At 67.2% G+C, this 23,903-nt stretch carries 19 protein-coding genes and 1 pseudogene; 12 read left to right on the top strand and 8 right to left on the bottom strand.

Translation table 11 applies throughout. From position 1 onward, the window contains the following. Positions 1 to 5 precede the first annotated feature (5 nt). From CFB45_RS16800 to CFB45_RS16845, 9 genes and pseudogenes are all read left to right on the top strand, one after another. On the top strand, positions 6 to 1,343 hold the full coding sequence (locus CFB45_RS16800; protein ID WP_089426495.1) for a glutamine synthetase family protein: 1,338 nt from the start codon (positions 6 to 8) through the stop codon (positions 1,341 to 1,343). A gap of 37 nt (positions 1,344 to 1,380) precedes the next feature. After that, positions 1,381 to 2,823: an aspartate aminotransferase family protein gene (locus CFB45_RS16805; RefSeq protein WP_089426496.1), complete on the top strand. Its 1,443-nt coding sequence runs from the start codon at positions 1,381 to 1,383 to the stop codon at positions 2,821 to 2,823. A 62-nt stretch (positions 2,824 to 2,885) separates the two neighbouring features. Then, complete coding sequence (locus tag CFB45_RS16810) at positions 2,886 to 4,004, top strand: polyamine ABC transporter substrate-binding protein (protein WP_089426497.1); 1,119 nt, start codon at positions 2,886 to 2,888, stop codon at positions 4,002 to 4,004. A 188-nt stretch (positions 4,005 to 4,192) separates the two neighbouring features. Continuing rightward, a pseudogene (locus CFB45_RS39810) lies at positions 4,193 to 5,474 on the top strand (ABC transporter ATP-binding protein). A 10-nt stretch (positions 5,475 to 5,484) separates the two neighbouring features. Then, complete coding sequence (locus tag CFB45_RS16825; RefSeq protein WP_089426498.1) at positions 5,485 to 6,471, top strand: ABC transporter permease subunit; 987 nt, start codon at positions 5,485 to 5,487, stop codon at positions 6,469 to 6,471. Next, the gene (locus tag CFB45_RS16830; protein WP_089426499.1) at positions 6,468 to 7,307 is read left to right on the top strand and encodes an ABC transporter permease subunit; all 840 of its coding nucleotides are present in this window, start codon (positions 6,468 to 6,470) and stop codon (positions 7,305 to 7,307) included. The genes CFB45_RS16825 and CFB45_RS16830 overlap by 4 nt, the downstream gene beginning before the upstream one ends. A gap of 118 nt (positions 7,308 to 7,425) precedes the next feature. Continuing rightward, positions 7,426 to 9,021 carry a DUF3138 family protein gene (locus CFB45_RS16835; RefSeq protein WP_089426500.1) on the top strand — a complete coding sequence of 532 codons (1,596 nt, stop codon included), beginning with the start codon at positions 7,426 to 7,428 and terminating at the stop codon, positions 9,019 to 9,021. Between the two features lie 111 nt (positions 9,022 to 9,132). Next, positions 9,133 to 10,437, top strand: coding sequence for an NAD(P)/FAD-dependent oxidoreductase (locus CFB45_RS16840; protein ID WP_089426501.1), 1,305 nt, complete (start codon positions 9,133 to 9,135; stop codon positions 10,435 to 10,437). Between the two features lie 25 nt (positions 10,438 to 10,462). Beyond that, positions 10,463 to 11,764 carry an NAD(P)/FAD-dependent oxidoreductase gene (locus CFB45_RS16845; RefSeq protein ID WP_089426502.1) on the top strand — a complete coding sequence of 434 codons (1,302 nt, stop codon included), beginning with the start codon at positions 10,463 to 10,465 and terminating at the stop codon, positions 11,762 to 11,764. Positions 11,765 to 11,839: 75 nt separating this feature from the next. On the opposite strand, the gene gor is transcribed toward CFB45_RS16845, so the two are convergent. The 6 genes from gor to CFB45_RS16875 form a co-directional block, all read right to left on the bottom strand. Next, entirely contained in the window at positions 11,840 to 13,198 is a 1,359-nt protein-coding gene (gene gor, locus CFB45_RS16850) for a glutathione-disulfide reductase (protein WP_089426503.1), read from the bottom strand. A gap of 244 nt (positions 13,199 to 13,442) precedes the next feature. Further along, entirely contained in the window at positions 13,443 to 13,667 is a 225-nt protein-coding gene (locus CFB45_RS16855; RefSeq protein WP_043185162.1) for a hypothetical protein, read from the bottom strand. A 375-nt stretch (positions 13,668 to 14,042) separates the two neighbouring features. Beyond that, on the bottom strand, positions 14,043 to 15,164 hold the full coding sequence (locus CFB45_RS16860; RefSeq protein WP_039369128.1) for a porin: 1,122 nt from the start codon (positions 15,162 to 15,164) through the stop codon (positions 14,043 to 14,045). A gap of 352 nt (positions 15,165 to 15,516) precedes the next feature. Then, a complete protein-coding gene (locus CFB45_RS16865) occupies positions 15,517 to 16,215 on the bottom strand; it encodes a YoaK family protein (protein WP_089426504.1) in 699 nt (232 codons plus the stop codon). 56 nt (positions 16,216 to 16,271) lie between these two features. Continuing rightward, positions 16,272 to 16,799 carry a chromate transporter gene (locus tag CFB45_RS16870; RefSeq protein ID WP_043184629.1) on the bottom strand — a complete coding sequence of 176 codons (528 nt, stop codon included), beginning with the start codon at positions 16,797 to 16,799 and terminating at the stop codon, positions 16,272 to 16,274. After that, positions 16,796 to 17,434 (bottom strand): chromate transporter, encoded by a 639-nt coding sequence (locus CFB45_RS16875; protein ID WP_089426505.1) that lies wholly within the window; start codon positions 17,432 to 17,434, stop codon positions 16,796 to 16,798. The genes CFB45_RS16870 and CFB45_RS16875 overlap by 4 nt, the downstream gene beginning before the upstream one ends. A gap of 96 nt (positions 17,435 to 17,530) precedes the next feature. Between CFB45_RS16875 and CFB45_RS16880 the strand changes: the two genes are divergently transcribed. Beyond that, positions 17,531 to 18,415 (top strand): transcriptional regulator GcvA, encoded by an 885-nt coding sequence (locus CFB45_RS16880; RefSeq protein ID WP_069249062.1) that lies wholly within the window; start codon positions 17,531 to 17,533, stop codon positions 18,413 to 18,415. A 58-nt stretch (positions 18,416 to 18,473) separates the two neighbouring features. Here the strand turns inward: CFB45_RS16880 and CFB45_RS16885 are convergent, their stop codons facing one another. Then, positions 18,474 to 19,781: a solute carrier family 23 protein gene (locus tag CFB45_RS16885; protein WP_089426506.1), complete on the bottom strand. Its 1,308-nt coding sequence runs from the start codon at positions 19,779 to 19,781 to the stop codon at positions 18,474 to 18,476. Positions 19,782 to 20,187: 406 nt separating this feature from the next. Between CFB45_RS16885 and CFB45_RS16895 the strand changes: the two genes are divergently transcribed. Both CFB45_RS16895 and CFB45_RS16900 read left to right on the top strand, forming a co-directional pair. Then, positions 20,188 to 21,414, top strand: a complete 1,227-nt coding sequence (locus CFB45_RS16895) for an ATP-grasp domain-containing protein (RefSeq protein ID WP_089426508.1) — start codon at positions 20,188 to 20,190, stop codon at positions 21,412 to 21,414. Continuing rightward, positions 21,411 to 22,553: an MFS transporter gene (locus CFB45_RS16900; RefSeq protein WP_089426509.1), complete on the top strand. Its 1,143-nt coding sequence runs from the start codon at positions 21,411 to 21,413 to the stop codon at positions 22,551 to 22,553. The genes CFB45_RS16895 and CFB45_RS16900 overlap by 4 nt, the downstream gene beginning before the upstream one ends. Positions 22,554 to 22,647: 94 nt before the next feature. On the opposite strand, the gene flgL is transcribed toward CFB45_RS16900, so the two are convergent. Further along, positions 22,648 to 23,889: a flagellar hook-associated protein FlgL gene (flgL, locus tag CFB45_RS16905; protein ID WP_089426510.1), complete on the bottom strand. Its 1,242-nt coding sequence runs from the start codon at positions 23,887 to 23,889 to the stop codon at positions 22,648 to 22,650. Positions 23,890 to 23,903 lie beyond the last annotated feature (14 nt).

Genomic DNA, 23,903 nt, shown 5'->3' on the forward strand with positions numbered 1-23,903 from the left:
CAGACATGCAAGACATCGAAGACTTTCTGAAGCAGCACCGGATCACCGAGATCGAAGCGATCATTCCCGACATGGCCGGTATCGCGCGCGGCAAGATCACGCCGCGCAACAAGTTCACGTCCGGCGAGTCGATGCGCCTGCCGCAGGCCGTGATGGTGCAGACCGTCACCGGCGAATATCCGGAAGACGGCTCGCTGACCGGCGTGACCGACCCCGACATGGTGTGCGTGCCCGACACGTCGACGATCCGCCTGATCCCGTGGGCCGTCGACCCGACCGCGCAGGTGATCCACGACTGCGTGCACTTCGACGGCTCGCCGGTCGAGATCTCGCCGCGCTACGTGCTGCGCCGCGTGCTCGACCTGTACAAGGCGAAGGGCTGGAAGCCCGTCGTCGCGCCGGAACTCGAGTTCTACCTGGTCGACATGAACAAGGACCCCGACCTGCCGCTGCGCCCGCCGGTCGGCCGCACGGGCCGCCCCGAAACGGGCCGCCAGTCGTATTCGATCGAGGCCGTCAACGAGTTCGACCCGCTGTTCGAGGACATCTACGAGTACTGCGAAGCGCAGAACCTCGACATCGACACGCTGATCCACGAAGTCGGCGCCGCGCAGATGGAGATCAACTTCATGCACGGCGACGCGCTGTCGCTCGCCGACCAGGTGTTCCTGTTCAAGCGCACGGTGCGCGAGGCCGCGCTGCGTCACAACATGTACGCGACGTTCATGGCCAAGCCGATGGAAGACGAACCGGGCTCGGCGATGCACGTGCACCAGAGCATCGTCGACGAGGAAACGGGCCAGAACCTGTTCACGTCGCCGGAAACCGGCGGCGCGACGTCGATGTTCTACAACTTCCTCGCGGGGCTGCAGAAGTACACGCCGGCGCTGATGCCGATCTTCGCGCCGTACATCAACTCGTATCGCCGCCTGTCGCGCTTCATGGCTGCGCCGATCAACGTGCAGTGGGGCTACGACAACCGCACGGTCGGCTTCCGCATCCCGCACTCGGGCCCGTCGGCACGCCGCATCGAGAACCGCATCCCCGGCGTCGACTGCAACCCGTACCTCGCGCTCGCCGCGACGCTCGCGGCCGGCTATCTCGGCATGACGCAGCGCCTGGAGCCGACCGAGCCGCTCGTCAGCGACGGCTACGACCTGCCGTACCAGCTGCCGCGCAACCTCGAGGAAGGGCTGACGCTGATGGCCGCCTGCGAGCCGCTCGGCGAGATCCTCGGCCACAAGTTCCTGAAGGCGTATTTCGCGCTGAAGGAAACCGAATACGAAGCGTTCTTCCGCGTGATCAGCTCGTGGGAACGCCGCCATCTGCTGCTGCACGTCTGAGCGTGCACTCGACCGAATACGGAATCACGGAGGAAACATGACGTACCGCAACGAATCTGCCTGGGTCCAACCGGCCGCACCGAGCGCCACGGCCGCCGCACCGCGCGCGACGCAGGCGCGCACGACCGCCGAATACCGCGCGCTCGACGCCGCGCACCACATCCACCCGTTCTCGGACATGGGCGCGCTGAACCGTGCAGGCAGCCGCGTGATCGTGAAGGCCGACGGCGTCTACCTGTGGGACTCGGACGGCAACAAGGTGATCGACGGGATGGCCGGCCTCTGGTGCGTGAACGTCGGCTACGGCCGCAAGGAACTCGCCGACGCCGCGTATCGCCAGATCCAGGAACTGCCGTTCTACAACACGTTCTTCAAGACCACGCACCCGCCGGTGATCGAGCTCTCCGCGATGCTCGCGGAAGTCACGCCGGCCGGCTTCAACCACTTCTTCTATTGCAACAGCGGCTCGGAAGGCAACGACACCGTGCTGCGCCTCGTGCACCAGTACTGGCGCGTGCAGGGCCAGCCGCAGAAGAAATACGTGATCTCGCGCAAGAACGGCTATCACGGCTCGACGATCGCCGGCGGCACGCTCGGCGGGATGGGCTACATGCACGAGCAGATGCCGTCGAAGGTCGAGCACATCGTGCATATCGACCAGCCGTATTTCTTCGGTGAAGCGGCGGCCGGCGAAACGCCGGAAGCGTTCGGCCTGGCGCGTGCACAGCAGCTAGAAGCGAAGATCCTCGAACTCGGCGCGGAGCACGTCGCCGCGTTCATCGGCGAGCCGTTCCAGGGCGCGGGCGGCGTGATCTTCCCGCCGTCGACGTACTGGCCGGAAATCCAGCGGATCTGCCGCAAGTACGACATCCTGCTGGTGGCCGACGAAGTGATCGGCGGCTTCGGCCGCACCGGCGAATGGTTCGCACACCAACACTTCGGCTTCGAACCCGATCTCATCACGATGGCCAAGGGCCTCACGTCGGGCTACGTGCCGATGGGGGCCGTCGGCATTCACGAACGCGTGGCGCGGCCGATCATCGACAACGGCGAATTCAATCACGGCCTCACGTACTCGGGCCACCCGGTCGCGGCGGCCGTCGCGGTCGCGAACCTGAAGCTGCTGCGCGATGAAGGGATCGTCGAGCGCGTGAAGAACGACACGGGCCCGTACTTCCAGGCGCTGATGCGCGAAACCTTCGCGCGCCACCCGATCGTCGGCGAGGTGCATGGCCACGGCCTCGTCGCGAGCCTGCAGCTCGCCGAAGCGCCGGCCGAACGCCGCCGCTTCGCGAACGGTGGCGACGTCGGCACGATCTGCCGCGACTTCTGCTTCAACGGCAACCTGATCATGCGCGCGACCGGCGACCGGATGCTGCTGTCGCCGCCGCTCGTGATCTCGCGTCCGGAAATCGATGAACTCGTATCGAAGGCGAAAAAAGCAGTCGATGCAACCGCCCAGCAACTGGGTATTTCGTAACGGTTTTTGCCTACAGGCGTGCGGCGGGCGCCGCACGCCGCCATAACCAGGGGAATTCCACCATGCGTGCCTGCTTTCTTCGCCAAGCCTGTTCCGTTGCCGCCCTTGCCGCCGCGGCCGCGTTCACGTCGGTCGCCAGCCCGACGGCACACGCGGCCGACGAGCTGAACGTCTACAACTGGTCCGACTACATCGCACCCGACACGATCCCGAACTTCCAGAAGCAGACGGGCATCCACGTCAAGTACGACAACTACGACAGCGACGACACGCTTCAGGCGAAGCTGCTGGCCGGCAGTTCGGGTTACGACATCGTCGTGCCGACGTCGAACTACATGGCCAAGCAGATCCAGGCCGGCGTGTACCAGAAGCTCGACAAGTCGAAGCTGCCGAACCTCGCGAACCTCGACCCGCTCTTGATGAAGATGATCTCGGATGCCGACCCGGGCAACCAGTACGGCGTGCCCTGGGCCTACGGCACGGACGGCATCGGCTACAACGCGCAGGCGGTGAAGAAGGCCCTCGGCGACAAGGCGCCGGTCGACAGCTGGGCGCTGGTGTTCGATCCGGCCAACATGGAAAAGCTGAAGAGCTGCGGCGTGTCGTTCCTCGACCAGGCCGTCGATGTGTTCGCCGCCACGCTGCAATACATGGGCAAGGATCCGAACAGCAAGAATCCCGGCGACTACCAGGCTGCGTTCGAAGTCCTGAAGAAAGTCCGCCCGTACATCACCCAGTTCAACTCGTCCGGCTACATCAACGACCTCGCGAACAACGACGTGTGCGTCGTGCTCGGCTGGTCGGGCGACGTCGGCATCGCGCATCGCCGCTCGGCCGAAGCGAAGCGTTCGTACGACATCAAGTTCTCGAATCCGAAGGAAGGCGGCCTGCTGTGGTTCGACGTGATGGTGATCCCGAAGGATGCACCGCACGCCGAAGCCGCACTGAAGTGGATCAACTACGTGTCCGATCCGAAGGTCAACGCGGCGATCACCAACACGGTGTTCTACCCGACCGCGAACAAGGCCGCGCACCAGTTCGTCACGCCGGCCGTCGCGCAGGACCCGACCGTCTACCCGCCTGAAGACGTGCTGAAGAAGATGGTGCTGATGAAGCCGATGCCGGCCGACATCCTGCGCCTCGAGAACCGTCTGTGGGCCCAACTGAAGACCGGCCACTGATCGACCTGAATTCCGGCGGCGCAGGCGGCGCTTCACGCCTGCCCGCCTGAGATCCGCGGACCTCCGTCCGCCCGCGCGCGCCGCGCGCACTGTTCCATCCGGCACGAGCCGTCGCCCGTGAGTCGCGTTTTGCGCCTCGCGCGGGGGCGCTCACGCCTGCAATCCGTGAAGAACGAATGGTGAATCCCATGCAATCGATACCCTCTTCCGCTGCTGCACGACACACCCAGCCGGCCCCCGCGGCCCGTACGCAAAACGACGCCTTCGTGCGCATCGAAAACGTCGTGAAGAAATTCGGCGACAGCACCGCCGTCGACAACGTGAACCTGACGATCGCGAAGAACGAGCTGTTCGCGCTGCTCGGCAGCTCGGGCTGCGGCAAGTCGACGTTGCTGCGCATGCTCGCGGGCCTCGAGACGGCCACCTCCGGCAAGATCTTCGTCGACGGCGAGGACCTCGCGTCGCTACCGCCGTACCGCCGGCCGGTGAACATGATGTTCCAGTCGTACGCGCTGTTCCCGCACATGACGGTCGAATCGAACGTCGCGTTCGGCCTGAAGCAGGAAGGCACGCCGAAGCACGAGATCAAGGAGCGCGTGGCCGACGCGCTCGCGCTCGTGCAGATGAGCAAGTACGCGCAGCGCAAGCCGCATCAGCTCTCCGGCGGCCAGCAGCAGCGTGTCGCGCTCGCGCGCTCGCTGGTCAAGCGCCCGAAGCTGCTGCTGCTCGACGAGCCGATGTCCGCGCTCGACAAGAAGATCCGCCAGAAAACCCAGCTCGAACTCGTGAACATCATCGAGAAGGTCGACGTGACCTGCGTGATGGTCACGCACGACCAGGAAGAGGCGATGACGATGGCGAGCCGCCTCGCGGTGATGAGCGAAGGCAAGATCGTGCAGATCGGCGCGCCGGGCGAGGTGTACGAGTTTCCGAACAGCCGCTTCTCGGCCGAATTCATCGGCTCGACCAACCTGTTCGAAGGGCGCGAGCCGCCTCGCGGTGATGAGCGAAGGCAAGATCGTGCAGATCGGCGCGCCGGGCGAGGTGTACGAGTTTCCGAACAGCCGCTTCTCGGCCGAATTCATCGGCTCGACCAACCTGTTCGAAGGGCGCGTGGTCGAAGACGAGCCCGATCACATTTTCGTCGAAAGCGACGACCTCGAAGCCCGCATGTACGTGAGCCACGGCGTCACGGGCCCGCTCGGCATGCCGGTCGGCATCTCGGTGCGCCCGGAACGCATTCACGTGTCGCGCGAGAAGCCGGGCTCGAAACACAACTGGGCGCGCGGCGTCGTGACCGACATCGCGTACATGGGCAGCTACTCGCTGTACCACGTGCGCTTGCCGAGCGGCAAGACGGTCGTGTCGAACCTGTCGAGCTCGCACCTGATGAACGAGAACGCACCGGCGTGGAACGACGACGTGTTCGTGTCGTGGTCGCCGGCCAGCGGCGTCGTGCTGACGCAGTGAGGACGCCACGATGAGAACCTCCGCCTCCAATCCGTCCGCGCCGGTGCCGACCGGCGCCGCGAGCGCCGGCACCGGCCGCGCCCGCCCGGGCCGCTTTGCTGCGCTGTCGCGTTTCCTGCCGTCGGGCCGCAGCGTCGCGATCGGCGTGCCGTTCGTATGGCTTGCCGTGTTCTTCGCGCTGCCGTTCGTGCTGGTGCTGAAGATCAGCTTCGCCGACCAGGTGATGGGCATTCCGCCGTACACGTCGCTCGTCGAGATCAAGGACGGCGTCGTGCACTTCGCGCTGCAGCTGTCGCACTACGCGTTCCTGCTGCAGGACGACCTGTACATCGCGACCTACCTCAGCTCGCTGAAGATGGCCGCCGTGTCGACGGTGCTGTGTTTGCTGATCGGCTATCCGATGGCGTACTACATCGCGCGCTCCGAACCGAACCGCCGCAACGTGCTGATGATGGCCGTGATGCTGCCGTTCTGGACGTCGTTCCTGATCCGCGTGTACGCATGGATCGGCATCCTGAAGGACGACGGCCTCTTGAACCACACGCTGATCGCGCTCGGCATCATCCATACGCCGCTGCGCCTCTATCACAGCGATGCGGGCGTCTACATCGGGATGGTCTATTCGTACCTGCCGTTCATGGTGATGCCGCTGTACGCGCACCTCGTGAAGATGGACCTCACGCTGCTCGAAGCCGCGTACGACCTCGGCGCGAAACCGTGGGTCGCGTTCACGCGGATCACGCTGCCGCTGTCGAAGAACGGGATCATCGCCGGCAGCCTGCTGGTGTTCATCCCGGCAGTCGGCGAGTACGTGATTCCGGAGCTGCTCGGCGGCGCCGACACGCTGATGATCGGCCGCGTGATGTGGGATGAATTCTTCAACAACATGGACTGGCCGATGGCGTCCGCGGTGACGGTCGCGATGGTGCTGCTGCTGCTGGTGCCGATGGCGCTGTTCCAGTACTACCAGGTCAAGGAACTGGAGGACGCGAAATGATCAAGCCGAGCAAACCGCTGTCGACGGGCGTCCTCGCCTTCGGCTTCCTGTTCCTGTACATCCCGATCATCAGCCTGGTCGTGTACTCGTTCAACGAGTCGAAGCTGGTGACGGTGTGGTCGGGCTTCTCGCTGAAGTGGTACGCGGCGCTGCTGGACGACGACGAGCTGCTGAGCGCCGCGTGGCTGTCGCTGAAGATCGGCCTGCTGACGGCCACCGCATCGGTCGTGATCGGCACGTGGGCGGGCTTCGTGCTCGCGCGCTTCGGCCGCTTCAAGGGCTTCACGCTGTACACGGGGATGATCAACGCGCCGCTGGTGATCCCGGAAGTGATCCAGGGCATCTCGCTGCTGTTGCTGTTCGTTGCGCTGGAGCAGATGTTCGGCTGGCCGAAGGGGCGCGGGATGGTGACGATCTGGATCGGCCACGTGATGCTGTGCGTGTCGTACGTGGCGATCATCGTGCAGTCGCGCGTGAAGGAGATGAACAAGTCGCTGGAAGAAGCGGCGCTCGATTTGGGCGCGACGCCGCTGAAGGTGTTCTTCGTGGTGACGCTGCCGCTGATCTCGCAGGCGCTGCTGTCGGGGTGGCTGCTGTCGTTCACGCTGTCGATCGACGACCTGGTGCTGTCGGCGTTCCTGTCCGGGCCGGGCTCGACGACGCTGCCGCTGGTGGTGTTCTCGCGCGTGCGGCTGGGGCTGAACCCGGAGATGAACGCGCTGGCGACGCTGTTCATCACGGCGGTGACGATCGGCGTGATCGTCGTGAACCGGATGATGATCGCGCGTGAGCGGCGCCGCATCACCGACATGAAGGCGGCGTTCGCGGTGGCGTGACGCATCGCCTCCTGTTCCAAAGATAACAAGCACTGCAGACAAGCAAGATGCGCCGCCCCAAGGGGGGGGCGCGCGATTCGATTCCGATTTGACAGGCACACGACAAGGAGAATCCGCAATGAAGAAGAAACTGATCTGCCTGCTGGTGGCCGGCGCGTTACCGGGCATCGCGCTGGCCGACTCGACATCCGCCGAGATCAAGGCGCTGCAGGCGCAGGTCGCGGCGCTGCAGAAACAGATGAAGGCGATGCAGGCGCAACTGTCGGCGAAGGGCGGCCCCGCGACCGCCCAGGCCGGCACGAAGGCAGGGGTGGGCGTCGCGCCGGCCGCGGTGGCCGTCGACCCGGGCTCGCCGGACTACGGCAAGGCGCAGGCCACGCTGACCAACGATGAGGTCGGCGAAATGAAGCAGCAGATCGCGAACCAGCAGCTGAAGGTCGACTCGCTGACGGACGCGGCCAACACGGGCCCGCTCGCCGGCCTGTCGGTGACGGGCTACATCGACCCGACCTACATGTACAACCGCGCGGCCGGCACGTCGTCGTTCCTGTTCGCGAACCACGAGAACGCGTACAACTACTTCAACAGCACGTTCGGCGATCTCTACCTCGACATCAAGAAGACGTTCGGCGTCGGCCCGATGGCGCCGTCGGCGGAAATCACGCTGATGCCTAACCGCGGCAACGGCATCACGCTGCTGCAGAACTCGCGCGGCTCGATCACCGACAACCTGCTGAACACCGCGGTCATCAACGTGCCGATCACCGCCGAAACGACGCTGGTCGCCGGCCTGATCCCGAGCTTCGGCGGCTACGAGGTGCAGCAGTCGAACCAGATGCTCACGCTCACGCACAACCTGCTGTACGATTTCTCGGATCCGGGCAGCTACGTCGGGATCGGCGCGAACTACACGAAGGGCAACTGGGCGTGGAAGTTCTTCCTCGGCAACGAGCAGTACCGCACGTACGGTTCGGTCACGCAGAAAGGCGTGAATGCGCTCGGCGACCCGATCACCACCAGCAACAAGGTGCCGACCTTCACCGCACGCGCGGACTACACGTGGTCGAGTGCGCTCGACATCGGCGGTTCGTTCAATATCGGTCGCCAGACGCTGTCGTCGGCAGCTGTGACAGATCCGGTTACCGGCCAACAAATCGGCGTCAACTACGGCCCGGGTGGTGCAGCACCGAGCGCGTACGGCTCGTTCTTCTTCGGTGAACTCGACGCGACCTACACGCTCGCCGACATTCAGTACAACGCGGAAGTCGACTACGGCCGTCAGCAGCATGCGGCGTTCAACGGCGGGCTCGCGCAGTGGTACGGCCTGTCGCTGCTCGCGCACCGCAAGTTCAACGCGCCGGTGGTCGGCCGCATGGGCGTGACGCTGCGCTACGACCTGCTCGCCAACTCGAAGAACGGCGGCGGCGGCGGCGGCATCGCGCTGAACGGCAACGGGATGGACCCGAGCAACGGCTTCGGCGTCGACGCGGACTGCCTCGCGCAGTCGAAGGCCGGCGGCGGCCTGGGCTTCGAGTGCAAGGGGGCCGTGCGCCAGGATGTCGCGCTCGACCTGCTGTTCTATCCGACCCAGCAGATCACCGTGAAGGTCGAATACCGCCACGACTGGGCGAACAACAAGGTGTTCCTGCGCAACGACGGATCGTATGGCAAGTCCAACGACCTGCTCGCGACGCAGTTCATCTATTCGTTCTGACGCAGCCCGCGCGGGACGCCGTGCCGCACGCACGGCGTCCCGCGCCGTTTTTACCGGCCGGACGACGGTGCGCGATGCACCGCCGCCGGCTGCAACGAGGGAGCCGGATTCATGACGCAGTCTTTCACCCGCCGCGCCGATGCGCTCGCGCGCGACTCGTACTACGAAGCGACGGCCGTGCGCCCCGCCGTGGACGACCCGGCGCTCGACGGGACGATCGACGTCGACGTCTGCGTGATCGGCGCCGGCTTCGCGGGCCTGTCGACCGCGCTCGACTGCCGTGCGCGCGGGCTGTCCGTCGCGGTGATCGACGCGCACCGGCCCGGCTGGGGTGCGTCGGGCCGCAACGGCGGCCAGGCGATCACCGGCTTCGCGAAGGACGAGGAAGTCGAGCGGCAGCTCGGCGCCGACGGCGCGCGCGCCGCGTGGTCGCTGTCGCTCGACGGCGTCGCGTTGATCGCCGAGCGGATCGCGCGCTACGGGATCGACTGCGACTTCACGCGCGGCTACCTGACGGTCGCGACGAAACCGCGCCGCATCGACGACCTGCACGCGTGGATGGACGCAGCGACCCAGCGCTGGGGCCATCCGTCGCTGTCATGGCTCGACACCGGCGAGATCCGCGCGCGCATCGCATCGACACGCTATCTCGCGGGCGTCTACGATCCGCTGTCGGGCCACCTGCATCCGCTCAAGTACTGCCTCGGCCTGGCCGATGCCGCGCGCCGCGAAGGCGTCGCGCTGTACGCGCATACGTCCGCGCTCGACGTCGTGCGCGGCGAGCGGCCCATCGTGCGCACGCCAACCGGCGACGTGCGCTGCCGCTTCGTCGTGTCGTGCTGCAACGCGGGCCCCGGCGGCGTGCTGCCGGCCGCGACGGCCGCCCGCATCGCGCCGATCGCGTCGTACATCATCGCGACCGAGCCGCTCGGCCTGGCGCGCGCCGACGCGCTGATCGCGCAGCGCGAAGCCGTATGCGACAACAACTTCTTCCTCGACTATTTCCGGCTGTCGGCCGACCACCGGATGCTGTTCGGCGGCCGCGCGAATTCGGCCGGCGCGTCGCCCGCCACGCTCGCCGAAACGATCCGGCGCCGCATGGTCGGCGTGTTCCCGCAGCTCGGTGACGTGCGCGTCGACCACGCTTGGGGCGGCTTCGTCGACGTCACGCGCAACCGTGCGCCGGATTTCGGCGCGCTCGATCCGAACTTCTTCTACGTCCAGGGCTTCAGCGGCCATGGCGTCGCGCTCACCGGCATCGCCGGACGCGCGGTCGCCGGCGCGATCGCGGGCGACACACGCGCGTTCGACCTGTTCGCGCGCATGCGTCACCGGCGCTTCCCCGGCGGCGACGCATGGCGGCAACCCGCGCTCGAACTCGGGATGCTGTACCACCGCGTGCGCGAGCTATTCTGAGTCAAACTCCTCCGTTATCCTGACCATGCAGACATTCGCCAACCAGCCGCACGTCGCGTCCTACTACGCGGCGACCGCCAACGATACGACCCGCCACGCGCCGCTCGCCGGCACGATCGATGCCGACGTGTGCGTGATCGGCGCGGGCCTCACGGGCCTGTCCGCCGCGCTCAATCTCGCCGAGCGCGGCCATTCGGTGACCGTGCTCGAGGCGTCGCGGGTCGGATGGGCAGCGAGCGGCCGCAACGGCGGCCAGCTGATCGGCGGGTTCGCGTGCGACATCGACACGTTCGGGCAGTTCATGCCGGAAGGCGACGTGAAGCGCATCTGGGACATGGGGCTCGAAACGCTGTCGCTCGTGAAGTCGCGCATCGCGCAGCACGACATCGACTGCGCGCTGGTGCCCGGCTACCTGACCGCCGCGAACACCGAGCGCGACGCCGACGGCCTGAAACGCTGGCGCGACGAAGCCGCGAAGCGCTTCGGCTACGACCGCTTCCACTTCGTCGAAGCCGACGAACTCGGCGACTACGTGCAGTCCGAGCGCTATTGCGGCGGCCTGTACGACCCGGACAGCGGCCACCTCCATCCGCTCAACTACACGCTCGGCCTCGCCCGCGCGGCGACCGACGCGGGCGTGCGCATCCACGAGGACAGCTGCGTGACGCGCGTGCGCGACGTCGCGGGCGGCCATGTCGTCGAGACGAGCGGCGGCAACGTGCGCGCGCGTTTCGTCGTGCTCGCGTGCAATACCTTCGTCGGCACGCTCGCGCCCGCGCTGTCGAGGAAGATCATGCCGGTCGGCACCTACGTGATCGCGACCGAGCCGCTCGGCGACGCGCGCGCCGCCGCGCTGATGCCCGCGCGCGCGGCGATCTGCGACAGCCGCTTCGTGCTCGACTATTTCCGGCCGGCGCCCGACACGCGGCTCGTGTGGGGCGGCAAGGTCAGCTATTCGACGCGGGAGCCGCGCGATCTCGCGGCGGCAATGCGCGCGGACATGCTGAAGACGTTCCCGCAGTTGGCGGACGTGAAGGTCGACTACGCGTGGGGCGGCTTCGTCGACATCACGATGAACCGCGCGCCGCACTTCGGCCGCATCGCGCCGACGATGTATTTCGCGCAGGGGTTCTCGGGGCACGGCGTGAACACGACCGCGCTTGCGGGCAAGCTGATCGCCGAGGCGATCAACGGGCAGGCGAGCCGCTTCGACCTGTTCGACAAGATCCGCCATCGCGACTTCCCCGGCGGCGAGGCGCTGCGCACGCCGGCGCTGGTGCTCGCGATGAGCTGGTACCGGCTGCTCGACGCATTCGGCGTGCATTGACCGGGTCACATCAACGAGAAACGGCCGCGTCGAAGCGCAGCCGTTCCGTTGTTGCCGTGCGCCGACGCGCCCCCGCTAATCCGCCACCTTCTGCCGCATCGTCACGAACTCCTCGGCCGCGGTCGGGTGAATGCCGATCGTGTCGTCGAACTGCGCCTTCGTCGCACCCGCGCGAATCGCGATCGCGATGCCCTGGATGATCTCGCCCGCATCGCGGCCGACCATGTGCGCGCCGACCACGCGCTGGCTGTCGCGCGCGACGACGAGCTTCATCAGCGTGCGCTCGTCGCGGCCCGACAGCGTGTGACGCAGCGCCTTGAACGACGTGCGGTAGATATCGACGTCGCCGTCGTACAGGTCGCGCGCGGTCGACTCGGTGAGCCCGACCGTCGCGACCTCGGGCTGGCTGAACACCGCCGACGGCACCCATTCGTGATCGGCCGCGACGCGCGACCCGCCGAACAGCGTGCGGGCGAGCAACCCGCCGTCGCGCGTCGCGACCGGCGTGAGCTGCGGCCGCGACGTGACGTCGCCGATCGCGTGGATCGACGGCACCGACGTCGCCGAATACGCATCGACGGCGATCGCGCCACGCGCGTCGAGCATCACGCCCGCCTGCTCGAGCCCGAGGCCGTCGACGTTCGGCACGCGGCCGGTCGCATACAGCACCTGGTCGTACGGCCCGTGCCGTGCCGCGCCGACGCGCACGCTCAGCGTGCCGTCGTCCGCGCGCTCGATCGACTCGACCACCGAGCGTGCATGGATCGTGACACCCTGTTTCGTCATCTCGTCGGTCAGGAACTGGCGCACGTCGTCGTCGAAGCCGCGCAGGATCTTCTCGCCGCGATAGAACAGGTCGACGTGGCTGCCGAAGCCGTTGAAGATGCCCGCGAACTCGACCGCGATATAGCCGCCGCCGACCACCGCGATGCGCTTGGGGCACGCGGCAAGCGACAGCGCCTCGCGCGACGTGATCGCATGCCCGATGCCGGGCCGCGCCGGCATCGACGGGCGCGAGCCGGTCGCGATCGCGATGTGGCGCGCACGGATCGTGCGCTCGCCGATCGCGACCGTGTGCGCATCGACGAGCGTCGCGCGCCCCGCGTGCATCTCGACGCCCGATTGCCGCAGCAGGTTGATGTAGATGTCGCTGAGCCGGTTGATCTCGCGATCCTTCGCGGCGATCAGCGCGGGCCAGTCGAGCGTGCCGGCGCCGAAGCTCCAGCCGAAGCCCTTCGCGTCCTCGACTTCATGCGGGTAGTGCGATGCGTAGACGAGCAGCTTCTTCGGAATGCAGCCGCGCAGCACGCAGGTGCCGCCGATCTGCTCTTCTTCCGCAATGCCGACGTGCGCGCCGTATGACGCGGACATGCGTGCGAGCCGCACGCCGCCCGAGCCGGCGCCGATGACGAACAGGTCGTAGTCGAAATCCATCGCATTCCCTCATCGCAGTTCGGATGACGGCACGATAGCAAGATTCCGGCATTCTTGCGGCGCACGGTGCAGCCCGGCGCCCGCCCAATAAAAAACGGCGAGAGACGTTGCCTCTCGCCGGTCAAACCAGCTGCCGGGTGTGTCATGCGTCACCGATCGACCGCATGCCCGACCTGCCGGCTGCGCGGCACCGATCCGCCCGGGCGCGCGAAGAGCGCGCCCACGGCCGGACCAGCCGCCATGCTCATGCCTGCGACGTGTCGCTGCCGTCCGTCGCCTGCGTGTCGTCTGCCTGCTGCGGCTGCTCTTCCTTCTTCTCGAGCATGCCTTCGATCGCTTCCGCACCCTTGAAGCCGGCGACGGCGGCGGCCGCCTTGGTCAGCAGGCCCGCATCCGGATCCAGCTTTTCCGCGCCTTCGACAGCAGCGACTGCGCCAGCGATTTCACCCACGGTGTTCAGGATACCCATCGTCATCCCCTTTCAAGAAAATCGTGAGCGCATCGTCCCACGAAAAAAACCGGCGGACCGCGATTGTCATCACCGGATACACAAGTTACGCACCAGGCCGGCCGCACTCGCCGAGCGCAACCGGAACGACGCACGCGCGCGCCAGGCGGCACGCAACGGGCGATGCACGCAGCGTAGCGGAAAGCCGTCGCGCGCACTGTAAAAGTATGTTCTGGATTGCCGACGAAACCCTTACGGCGCGGGGGTCTCGTGATGAAGCATTCGCCGAATAGTCGTGCGCGCGTATGAAGGTCGCGTGACGAAAAAAAAGAGGCGCCTCGCGGCGCCCCTTCGATGCAGGCCGGACGACTGCCGGCCGATGCGTTCCGACGTTCGTCAGAAGATATTGCGCAGGCCGATCGCGATGCCGGTCTGGTTGCTGCGACCCGGCAGCTCGACGTTCGCCGCGCCGTTCGTCTTGTTGAAGTCGACGGTGCCGTAGACTTCCGTGCGCTTGCTGAGCGCGTACTCGGCAATGCCGACGATCGCGTAGCGGTTGCCGCTCGCGAGCGTGCCGTTGGTGGTCATCGCGTTGCGCATGTGGTCGTAGTAGAACGCGCCCGTCAGCGTCAGCGGCGCGCTGACCTGCCAGCTCACGCCCGCGAACGGACCGTCGTCGATCCGGCCGGTGCCCTTCGCGACCGGAATCGTCTGCTGTGCGAGCAGGCTGTCGACGAAGCCCGTGTCGTCCTTCGAGCGCAGGTAGCCCGCGTAGATCTTCGCCTTGCTGAACGCATACACGACGTTCGCGTGGTAGATCGTCTGCTTGCGCGCCGAGTTGTCGCTGTTCTGCTGCGCGCCGGCCGCGATGCTGAGCGGGCCCATCACGTACGACAGCGACACGCCCCACGCATTGCCCTTGCCCAGCGAACCCGGGATCTGGCCCGAGAAGCCGCCCGCGCCGGTCGATTCGTAGTTGGTGCCGGTCGAGTACATCGCCTTCGCGGTCAGGCCTTCGAACTTGCCGGTGTACTTGATCTGGTTGTCCGCATACAGGCCGCCGCCGAGTGCGACCGGCAGCCATGCGTTTTCGAGGTAGTTGCCGACCGTCAGCGGATCGTAGGTATCCGACAGCAGGTCGAACAGCGGCGTCTTCTGGCGGCCGAGGGTCACCGTGCCGTACGGGCTCTGCAGGCCGACGTACGCTGCGCGGTTGAACAGGCGGCCGCTGTCGGCGAAGGCGCCGTTCTGCAGGTTCACGCCGCTCTCGAGGTTGAACACGGCCTTCAGGCCGCCGCCGAGGTCTTCCGTGCCGTAGATGCCGAAGCGGCTGTTCGTGATCGCGCCGTTGGTCATCGACAGCAGGCCGTCGTTCTTGGCGTTGGCGTTGGTCAGGTAACGGATGCTGGCGTCGGCGACGCCCCAGAGCGTGACCGAGCTTTGTGCGGCCGCATACTGGCTGGCAAATGCGAGCGCGGCGCCCCCTGCGATGGCTGCGAGTCGGGTGGTCTGCTTCATGAGCTTTCCTTTTTGTAGGTGTCTCCATTCATGGCCGGCCGCGTGCGCAGCCGGGTGGCGATCGCTCACGTTCTTGGCGCGCGCGATGTGGGCTGAATCATATGACGAGTGCCATCGCTGAAAGAAATTGAAATGCGCGGTAACGGCGGAACTGTCGCCCGCGCACAACGCTGCGCGCGGCAACGCGCATCCGGCGGGCATCGGGCGCCGCACGGCAGCGGCCGCGAGCGCGGCTGACGGTGCGTCGGGTCGGTCAGGATCGCGCGGCAGGTGCCGCGGAACGGGCGCGCGCGGGCACGCCCGGGGGCGCACGCTGGGGGCACACGCAGGGGTGCGCCCTCGGGAGGCGCGGTCACACCGCCGCCGGCCCGCCGTCGGCCGTGTGCCGGCGCCACGCGCGCCGCACGATTTCCGCGAACGCGCCGACGAGCAACAGCACGGCGCCCCACAGCGCGACCTCCGGCACGAGTCGCGTGACGAGGCCGCCGACCACCGCGCCGGCCAGGAAGCAGAAGCTGATCGTCGCGAGCATCGCCGAGTCGTGCAGCGCACCCGCGTCGTAGCGCGGGATCAACCCGACGAACAGCTTCTGCGCGGCGCGCCGCAGGTTGCCGGTGGTCATCACCGACGTGTACGACAGTTCCTCGAGATGGGTGAACGACAGCGTCTGCAGCGTCGCGACGAACGAGATGCCCGGAATCAGCCACGCGCTCGACGCGCCGACGAGGCCGCTCGCGGCGACACCGAGAAAGACGATCTCGACGAGCAGGCTCGCGAACGCCGTGTGCTTCATCCAGCCGCGCTGCGCGGCAAGCCCGAGCAGGTGCGCGACGAACACCGCGATCGTGAAGCCGACGAGCGGCGGCACGTGATGCAGCGCGGCGGCCCATTCGCCGGCCGACAGGTTGATGCCGAGCAGCGCGACGTTGCCGGTCATCGTGTTCGCGAACACGTGGCCATGGCCGACATACGTATACGCGTCGAGATAGCCGCCGGACAGCGTCAGCAACGCGGCGACAGTGAGATTGCGGCTGGCGCCGTCGAGATCCATCGAGCCTCCCGTGAAGATTCGCGCAGTATGGCGCACGGGCGGTCAAAGTGCGCCGGTCATTGCCCGATGCCCGTGAGCCCGATCAGCGCGCCGCCCGCGAGCAGCCACAACGGATGGATGCGCGTGCGCCACGCGAGCACTGCGCACGCGGCCGTAATGCCCCACTGGATCGCGGTGCGGTTCGACGCCTCGGAGATCAGCACCGCGCTGGCCGCGACGAGCCCGGCGGTGACCGGCATCATCCCCTGCTGCACGTAGCGGCGCCACGGCCGGTCGCGAAAGCGCTCCCACGCATGCAGCGCGAGCACGGTAACGATCGACGACGGCCCGAACTTCGCAAGCGACGCGACCAAGAGCCCGCTCCAGCCGGCCACGTGCCAGCCCACCAGCGACACGATCATCATGTTCGGCCCGGGCGCGGCCTGGGCCAGCGCGAACAGCGCGGTGAACTCGTGCGCGCTCATCCAGTGATGGACGTCGACGACCTGCCGCTGCATCTCCGGCAGGATCGTGTTGCCGCCGCCGAACGCGAGCAGCGACAACTGGCTGAAGATCGTCGCGATGGCGATCAGCGTGTCGTTCATGGCCGCTCTCCTCGCTGCGCGTCGCGCGCCGCGGCCTGCGCCGGCCGCGGCGTGCCCGCGTCGCCGCGGCGCGACGCGAACCACACGCTGACGGGCGTCAGCACGAGCATCGTGGTCAGCAGCGGAATGCGCAGCACCGCGATCGCGACGAACGCGAGCACCGCGATGCCGGCCGCCGCCCGCGCATGCCGCAGCGGCTTCAAGACCTTCACGGCCATCGCGACGAGCAGCCCGGCCGCCGCCGCGGCGAGCCCCGCGAACAGGTGCTGCACGCGCGGATCGTTCTGCGTCTTCGCGTACAGCACGCCGAGCGCGACGACGACGAGCGTCGGGCCCGCGATCAGCCCGAGCATGCCGGCGAACGCGCCGGCGACGCCGCGAAAGCGCATGCCGACGGCCACCGACAGGTTGATCACGTTGCCGCCCGGCAGGAACTGGCACAGCCCGAGCAGATCGGTGAACTCGTCGGCGGAGAGCCACTTGCGCTCTTCGACGATGGTGCGCCGCGCGAACGGCAGCGCGCCGCCGAACGACATGAGGCCAAGCGACAGGAAACCGGTGAACAGCTCGGCGAGGCCGACGCCGCGGGGCGAGGCGGCCGGCGGCGGGGCGGCCGGCGGAGAAGCGGATTGCATGGGGTTCCTTATCAAACGGTGACCCGAGGTTACCGCCGTTCGGTATGCCGGCAAAACGATTTTATCGGCGCGCCCTTGTGATCTAGAATCACAAGCATGGCACGCGATCTCCCGCCCTTTTCCGCGCTTCGGGCCTTTGAAGCCGCGGCACGACATGAAAGCTTCAGCGCTGCCGGCGACGAGCTGCATGTGACTCACGGTGCCATCAGCCGGCAGATCGCCGGGTTCGAGGCCTGGCTCGGCAAGCCGGTGTTCCACCGCTACGGCAAGCGCGTGAAGCTCACCGACGAAGGCCGCCGCTACCTCGACACCGTGCGCGCGGCGTTCGACAGCATCGCGCTCGCGACCGAGCAGTTGCGCAACACGGGCGCGGCACGCGTGCTGCGCATCAATGCGCTGCCGACCTTCGCGATGAAATGGCTGCTGCCGCGCCTGTCGCGGTTCCAGCGCGACGTGCCGAACGTCGAGCTGAAGCTGTCGACGTCGAATGCGCCCCTCGATACGCTCGACGGCTTCGATGTCGCGATCCGCCGCGGCCCCGGCCACTGGCCGAACTGCACGAGCGGCCACTTCCTCGACGAAAGCGTGATACCCGTCTGCAGCCCGGCGCTGCTCAAGCGCGCGCCGATCGCGCGCGCGGACGATCTCGCGCGCCACGTGCTGCTGCATTCGGATACGCGGCCGGAAGGCTGGCGCGACTGGTTCGCGGCGGCCGGCGTGGCGATGAAGGGGCGCAAGCGGCAGTCGTTCGACCACTTCTACCTGGCGCTGCAGGCGGCCGTCGACGGCCTGGGCGTCGCGCTCGGCCCGTTGCCGCTGATCGACGACGAGCTCGCGAGCGGCCGGCTGGTGATGCCGCTGGAGGGGCCGCGCATCGCGACGCGCAGCTACTGGTGGATCGCGCCGCGCGCGCCGGCGGACGATCCGCTCGTCGCGCAGTTCTGCGCGTGGCTGCAGACGCAGTCGAACGTCGGCGCGTAGCGCGTCGACGGTCGACGCAAAAGATGGCGCGGGCGGCAGGACGCCGCCCGCCGGACGCTCAGACCACCGGGCCCGGTTCCTTTTCCTTGCGCAGGATCGCGTACAGGATGATCGCGCCGAACGTCGCGGTGCCGATCCCGCCGAGCCCGAAGCCGCCGATCTTCAGCGAGAAGTCGCCGGCGCCGAGCACCAGCGTGACGGCCGCGACGATCAGGTTGCGGTTGTCGGAGAAGTCGACCTTGTTGACGACCCAGATCCGCGCGCCCGTCACCGCGATCAGCCCGAACACGACGATCGACACGCCGCCGAGCACCGGGCCCGGAATCGTCTGGATCACCGCGCCGAACTTCGGCGAGAAGCCGAGCACGATCGCGATCACCGCGGCGACCGCGAACACGAGCGTCGAGTAGATCCGCGTGACGGCCATCACGCCGATGTTCTCCGCGTAGGTCGTCACGCCCGTGCCGCCGACGCTGCCCGACACGATCGTCGCGAGCCCGTCGCCGATGAATGCGCGGCCCACGTAGCGATCGAGGCTCGCGCCCGTCATCGCGCTGACGGCCTTGATGTGGCCGAGGTTTTCCGCGACCAGGATCACCGCGATCGGCGCGAGCATCAGCATCGCGTGCGGATCGAACACCGGCGCGCGGAAGCTCGGCACCCCGAACCAGGCCGCCTGCCCGACGATCGAGAAATCGATCGGCTTGCCGAGCCCCATCCCGTTGGTCGCGACCGCGTAGATCGCGTAAGCGATCACCAGCCCGACCAGGATCAGCAGGCGCTGCACCATGCCGCGCGAGAACACCGCGACGCCGCCGACGCACAGCACCGTGACGAGCGCCATCACCGATTCGAAGGTCGACCCGGACACGCCCTTGACCGCGATCGGCGCGAGGTTCAGCCCGATCACCGCAACCACCGCGCCGGTCACGACGGGCGGCATCAGCGTCTCGATCCAGCGCGTGCCGATCGCCTGCACCAGCAGGCCGAGCGCGACGTACACGACGCCGCACGCGACGATCCCGCCGAGCGCGACCGGGATGTTCGGGTTCGGGCCGCTGCCGCCGTAGCCGGTCACCGCGATCACGAGGCCGATGAACGCGAAGCTCGAGCCGAGGTAGCTCGGCACGCGGCCGCCGACCAGCACGAAGAACAGCAGCGTGCCGATGCCCGACATGAAGATGCACAGGTTCGGGTCGAAGCCCATCAGCAGCGGCGCGAGCACGGTCGAGCCGAACATCGCGACGACGTGCTGCACGCCCATCGCGACCATCTGCGGCCACGCGAGGCGCTCGTCGGGGCCGACCACGCGCGAGGCCGCGCCGGTCGATTGCACCCGCCAGCGCGGGAAGTAGGAATCGGACATGGGGAAAAGGGCTCCTGTCGGTCGCCGGCTGCGGAGGATGCGCCGGTCTGGAATCTGGCGCGAGTTTACGGAGCGGAAATGGGGCTGGCAAGCGGCGGACGCGCATGCGGCTGCCGAACGGCAGCCCTGCAGATTCGAACTCGTCCAATTCACGGCCGGGGCCGCCCACCCTAAAGTAGCTGGACTGCCCCGCTGCGAGCGTGGCGGCACGGATCCATCGAGTTCAAACAGTAGTTCAACACGAGAAAGCCTGCATCAGCGCGTGCAGTCCGCTTATTCCGGAACAGCGGAGAGCGGACGCATCCGAATGCCAATAAAAACTGGAGAGACAGGAACGCCTGACCGCCGGTAATCCAGAGCGTGCGTGAACGGCAAAGGGCGCGCGCGCCACGAGAGGAGCAAACCCATGAAGGTTCTCATCATCGAGCCGTGCTTCTTCGGCCTCGGTTACATTCAGGCGGCCCGTGCGCTAGGCCTGGAATGCTGGGCGGTAACCAGCGACGCGACGCATCCGGATCAGTACAACTATCGCGATCAGGTGCGTGGTGTGCTGGTGTGCCCGGTAAACGACGCGCAAGCCGTCAAGCACGCGCTGGACGAAGCAGACCTGCTGCCGACCATCGCAGCCGTGGTCGCCGGCAATCAGTTCGTCACCGTGACAGCCGCGAAACTGGTCGCCTTGCTGGGACTGCGCGGCGTCCCCGCGCTCGCGGCCGAATGCGGCGTCCACAAGGATCTCGCAAGGCACGCGTATCGGCAGGCGGGGGCGCCGTCGCTCGACTACGCACTGGTCGCGACCCTGGACGACGCGCAAGCCGCGGCAGCCCGAATCGGTTACCCGCTCGTGATCAAGCCGACCAGCAGCGCGTCGAGCAAGGGGGTCACGCTGCTGCAAGACGAGAGCGCGCTCGAACCTGCATATCGGCAGTTGCAGCAAACGGACTTCGGCATGTTCGGCCTGGCACGCCGTACGGAGTACCTGCTCGAGGCGTTCGCGGACGGTCGCGAGTTCAGCGTCGAGCTGGCGCTAGTCGACGGAACCGTTCGGTTTGCCGGCGTAACGGAGAAATGGGTGACGTCACCGCCGTCTTTTGTCGAGATCGGTCACGTATTCCCCGCGCGCCTGCCCGCGCGGCAACGCCAGGCACTGCTCGACGCGGCCCGCTCCGCGACGCAGGCGCTCGGCCTGGATACCGGGGTATTTCACATCGAGTTGCGCTGGACTTCGACTGGCCCGCGCATTATCGAGACCAACCCGCGCCCCGGCGGCGATCACATCACAACGCACCTGGTCCCGCTCGCAACCGGCATCGATCTGTTCAAGCTCCACCTGCGAGCGCTGCTGGGTGATGCCGAAACAACGCCCCCCGCTCGAAACGCGGCGGCGGCCGTGGGGTTCGTCGTTGCCCCGCGCGAAGGCGTGCTGGAAGCGCTCGACGGTTGGGACGACGTCACTCGGCGCGACTACGTCGTCCATTGCGGGCTGGAAAAGAAACCGGGGGACCGCATTCGTCCACCCGAAAGCTCCGCTGACCGGATCGCATTCGTTATCGTGACCGGTGACACGGCCGATATCGCGGCCGACCGGGTACAGGCGGTGCTGGGCGATGTCGTCGTCAGGATCGCGCGATGAATCGACCGCTGCTTACGCTGCTCGCCTTTCACGCGCTCGACAAGCTCCTGTTCTTCTCGATTGCGCCGAACAAACCCATTTCCGCCTGGCAGGCAGGCTGGCTGGATGATTCGGGGCTCGCGCTGTTCTTCGTGATCCAGATCTTCTGCTACCGGCTCTTCCCTTTACTGGGTGGATTCCTCGCGGACCGGTATTCGAAACGCTCGACGCTCGCCTTCGGCTCGCTGCTACAGGCGCTCGGGCTGGCGGCACTGTGTCAGGCCACCTCGTCGCAAGCGCTGTTCTTCGCGGGCGGACTGGTCGGAATCGGTGGAGGGCTCCTGAATCCGGTCATTTATTCGATGCTGAGCCAGGTATCAGGCCCGGCCGGCAGCCGCGCTTTTTCCACGCACTATTTGTTGATCAACGTCGGGGCGCTGGCCGGCCCGCTTGTCCTGTGGCCTGCTTTCGGCAACGCATGCCTGTGGCTCCTGCTCCCGGCTGGCGTCGCACTGGTGACCGTACTCGCGTCCTCGGCAGAATCGCGCGCGATACCGGCACCGCATCGATCCGCGTCCTGGTTCGCACCGCTGCACGACCCGATCTTCCTGAGGGTGTGCTACACGATGATCTTTTCCAGCGCCCCCCTGATTGCAGCCGAACTCGGGTTACGCACGCAAGGCAACGTCTGGCTGGGCGTGAATTCGGCCACGGTCCTACTCGCTTACCTGTGGACGCTGCGCCGCCCGGCAAGGACCGGTATCTCCTGGCCCAGTGTGACGGCCGGACTCGCGCTGACCACCGTCGGCGTCGCGCTGGTGGGAGCGGCACCCGCCGGCTGGATGGTCGGCGCCGGCATAGTCGTGTTGAGCATCGGCGAACTCCTGTCGATCCCGGTGCTCTACCACCTGGTTTCCGAACACGCACCCGCGCATGCGCGCAGCCGCTACTTTGGCTTCATCTGGGTCGCAGGCGCGTTCGGGGAGGCCGGCGCGCAAGCGCTGCTTTGGGCGTGTCCGCAGCCGCGCGCCGTCTGCATCGTGGCGGCCGCGATGCTGGCGATCGCCACCGTGACGACAACGCGCAAGGTCAAGGTCCGTGCGGCCGAAATCAACGCCACTGAAAGTTGCGAGCTGTCGACGTCCCAGCGCGCGACCTGATACAGCAGCCGCCCGAGCAGACACTCGACCGGGCGGCGACCGACGCCTGCCGCGACGCAAGCGGGCGCTCACATCGCGGCCGGCGCGGCTGACATCAGGGGTTGATGTACTGGAACAGCGACAGGTTCTGCAACTGCGCGTACGCCTTCTGCGAGCCCGTCAGCGCGTTCTGCATCTGCAGGAACTGGCTGATCGTCGTCACCATGTTGGTGCTCGTCAGGTCGGACAGGTTGCTGGTGACCTGCAGCGACGCGGTCTGGTTGACGGCCTGCATCGCCTTGACTTCCTGCTCGCGGCCACCGACCGACGCCTGGATCGTCGTGACGTTGCGCATCGTGTTGCCCAGCTTGGTCGAGCCGGTCATCAGCGCGTTCTTCAGCGCCGCACCCGCCACCGCGTTGCCCGTCACGGGCGTCTTCAGCGCCGCGATCATCGCGTCGAGCGTCGAGAACACGTCCGAACCACCGCTCGCCTGCGGCGCCGGCGCAACGGCAAACGTGTCGCCGGCGGCCGGCGTGCCCGACACCGCCACCGTCATTCCGCCGCCGAGCGAGATCGCCGAGCCCGACGAATAAGCCTGCGCCGGCGTGGTGGTGGGCGGGCTGACCGAGTTGTCGGTCACGGTGTAGGTCGGCGCAGCGGCCGTGCCGCCAAATTTGATCGAGAACTGATGGCCGTTCGTCGCGATCGACGGGTTCGTCACCGTGACCGCGCCGATCGTGCCGGTGCCCGTGTTGCCCGCGCCGGCCGACGGCACCGGCGAGCTGCCGATCGCCGGCACCGACATGAAGACGGCCGCGCCCGTGTCGCCCTGCGACACGGTGCTCGAATCGGCGATCTGCACCTGGCGCGTGCCGGTGTCGCCGACATAGGTGACGCTGCCGCTCGCCGTCGTCGAAAACGGCGCCGCCGAATTCTTCGTGCCGGCGAACAGGTAGTTGCCCGCGCCGTCGTTGGTGTTCGCGAGCGTCATCAACTGGTCGCGGTAACCCTGCAGCTGCGTGGCGAGTGCCGAGCGGTCGCTGTCGGACATCGAACCGTCGCCGGCGCGCACGAGCAGCGACTGCGTGTTCGTCAGCACGGTGCTCACGTTCTGCAGCGTCTGATCCTCGGCCTGCAGTGACGCGAGCGCCGCGTTCTGGTTGGTCGCGTACTGCGACAGCGTCGCCGACGTCATCGACAGCTGCACGGCCTGCGCCGCGCCGGCCGGATTGTCCGCCGCCGTCTGCAGGCTCACACCGCTCGAGATCTGCTGATACAGCTGCGCAAGCTGGGTCTGCTGATCGTTCATTTGTGAAACGTTCAGCTGGAAGAACTGGGCGCTGGAAATCCGCATCGCTTCTATCCTTC

Source organism: Burkholderia sp. HI2500 (assembly GCF_002223055.1).
In the GTDB taxonomy this organism is placed as follows: Bacteria; Pseudomonadota; Gammaproteobacteria; order Burkholderiales; family Burkholderiaceae; genus Burkholderia.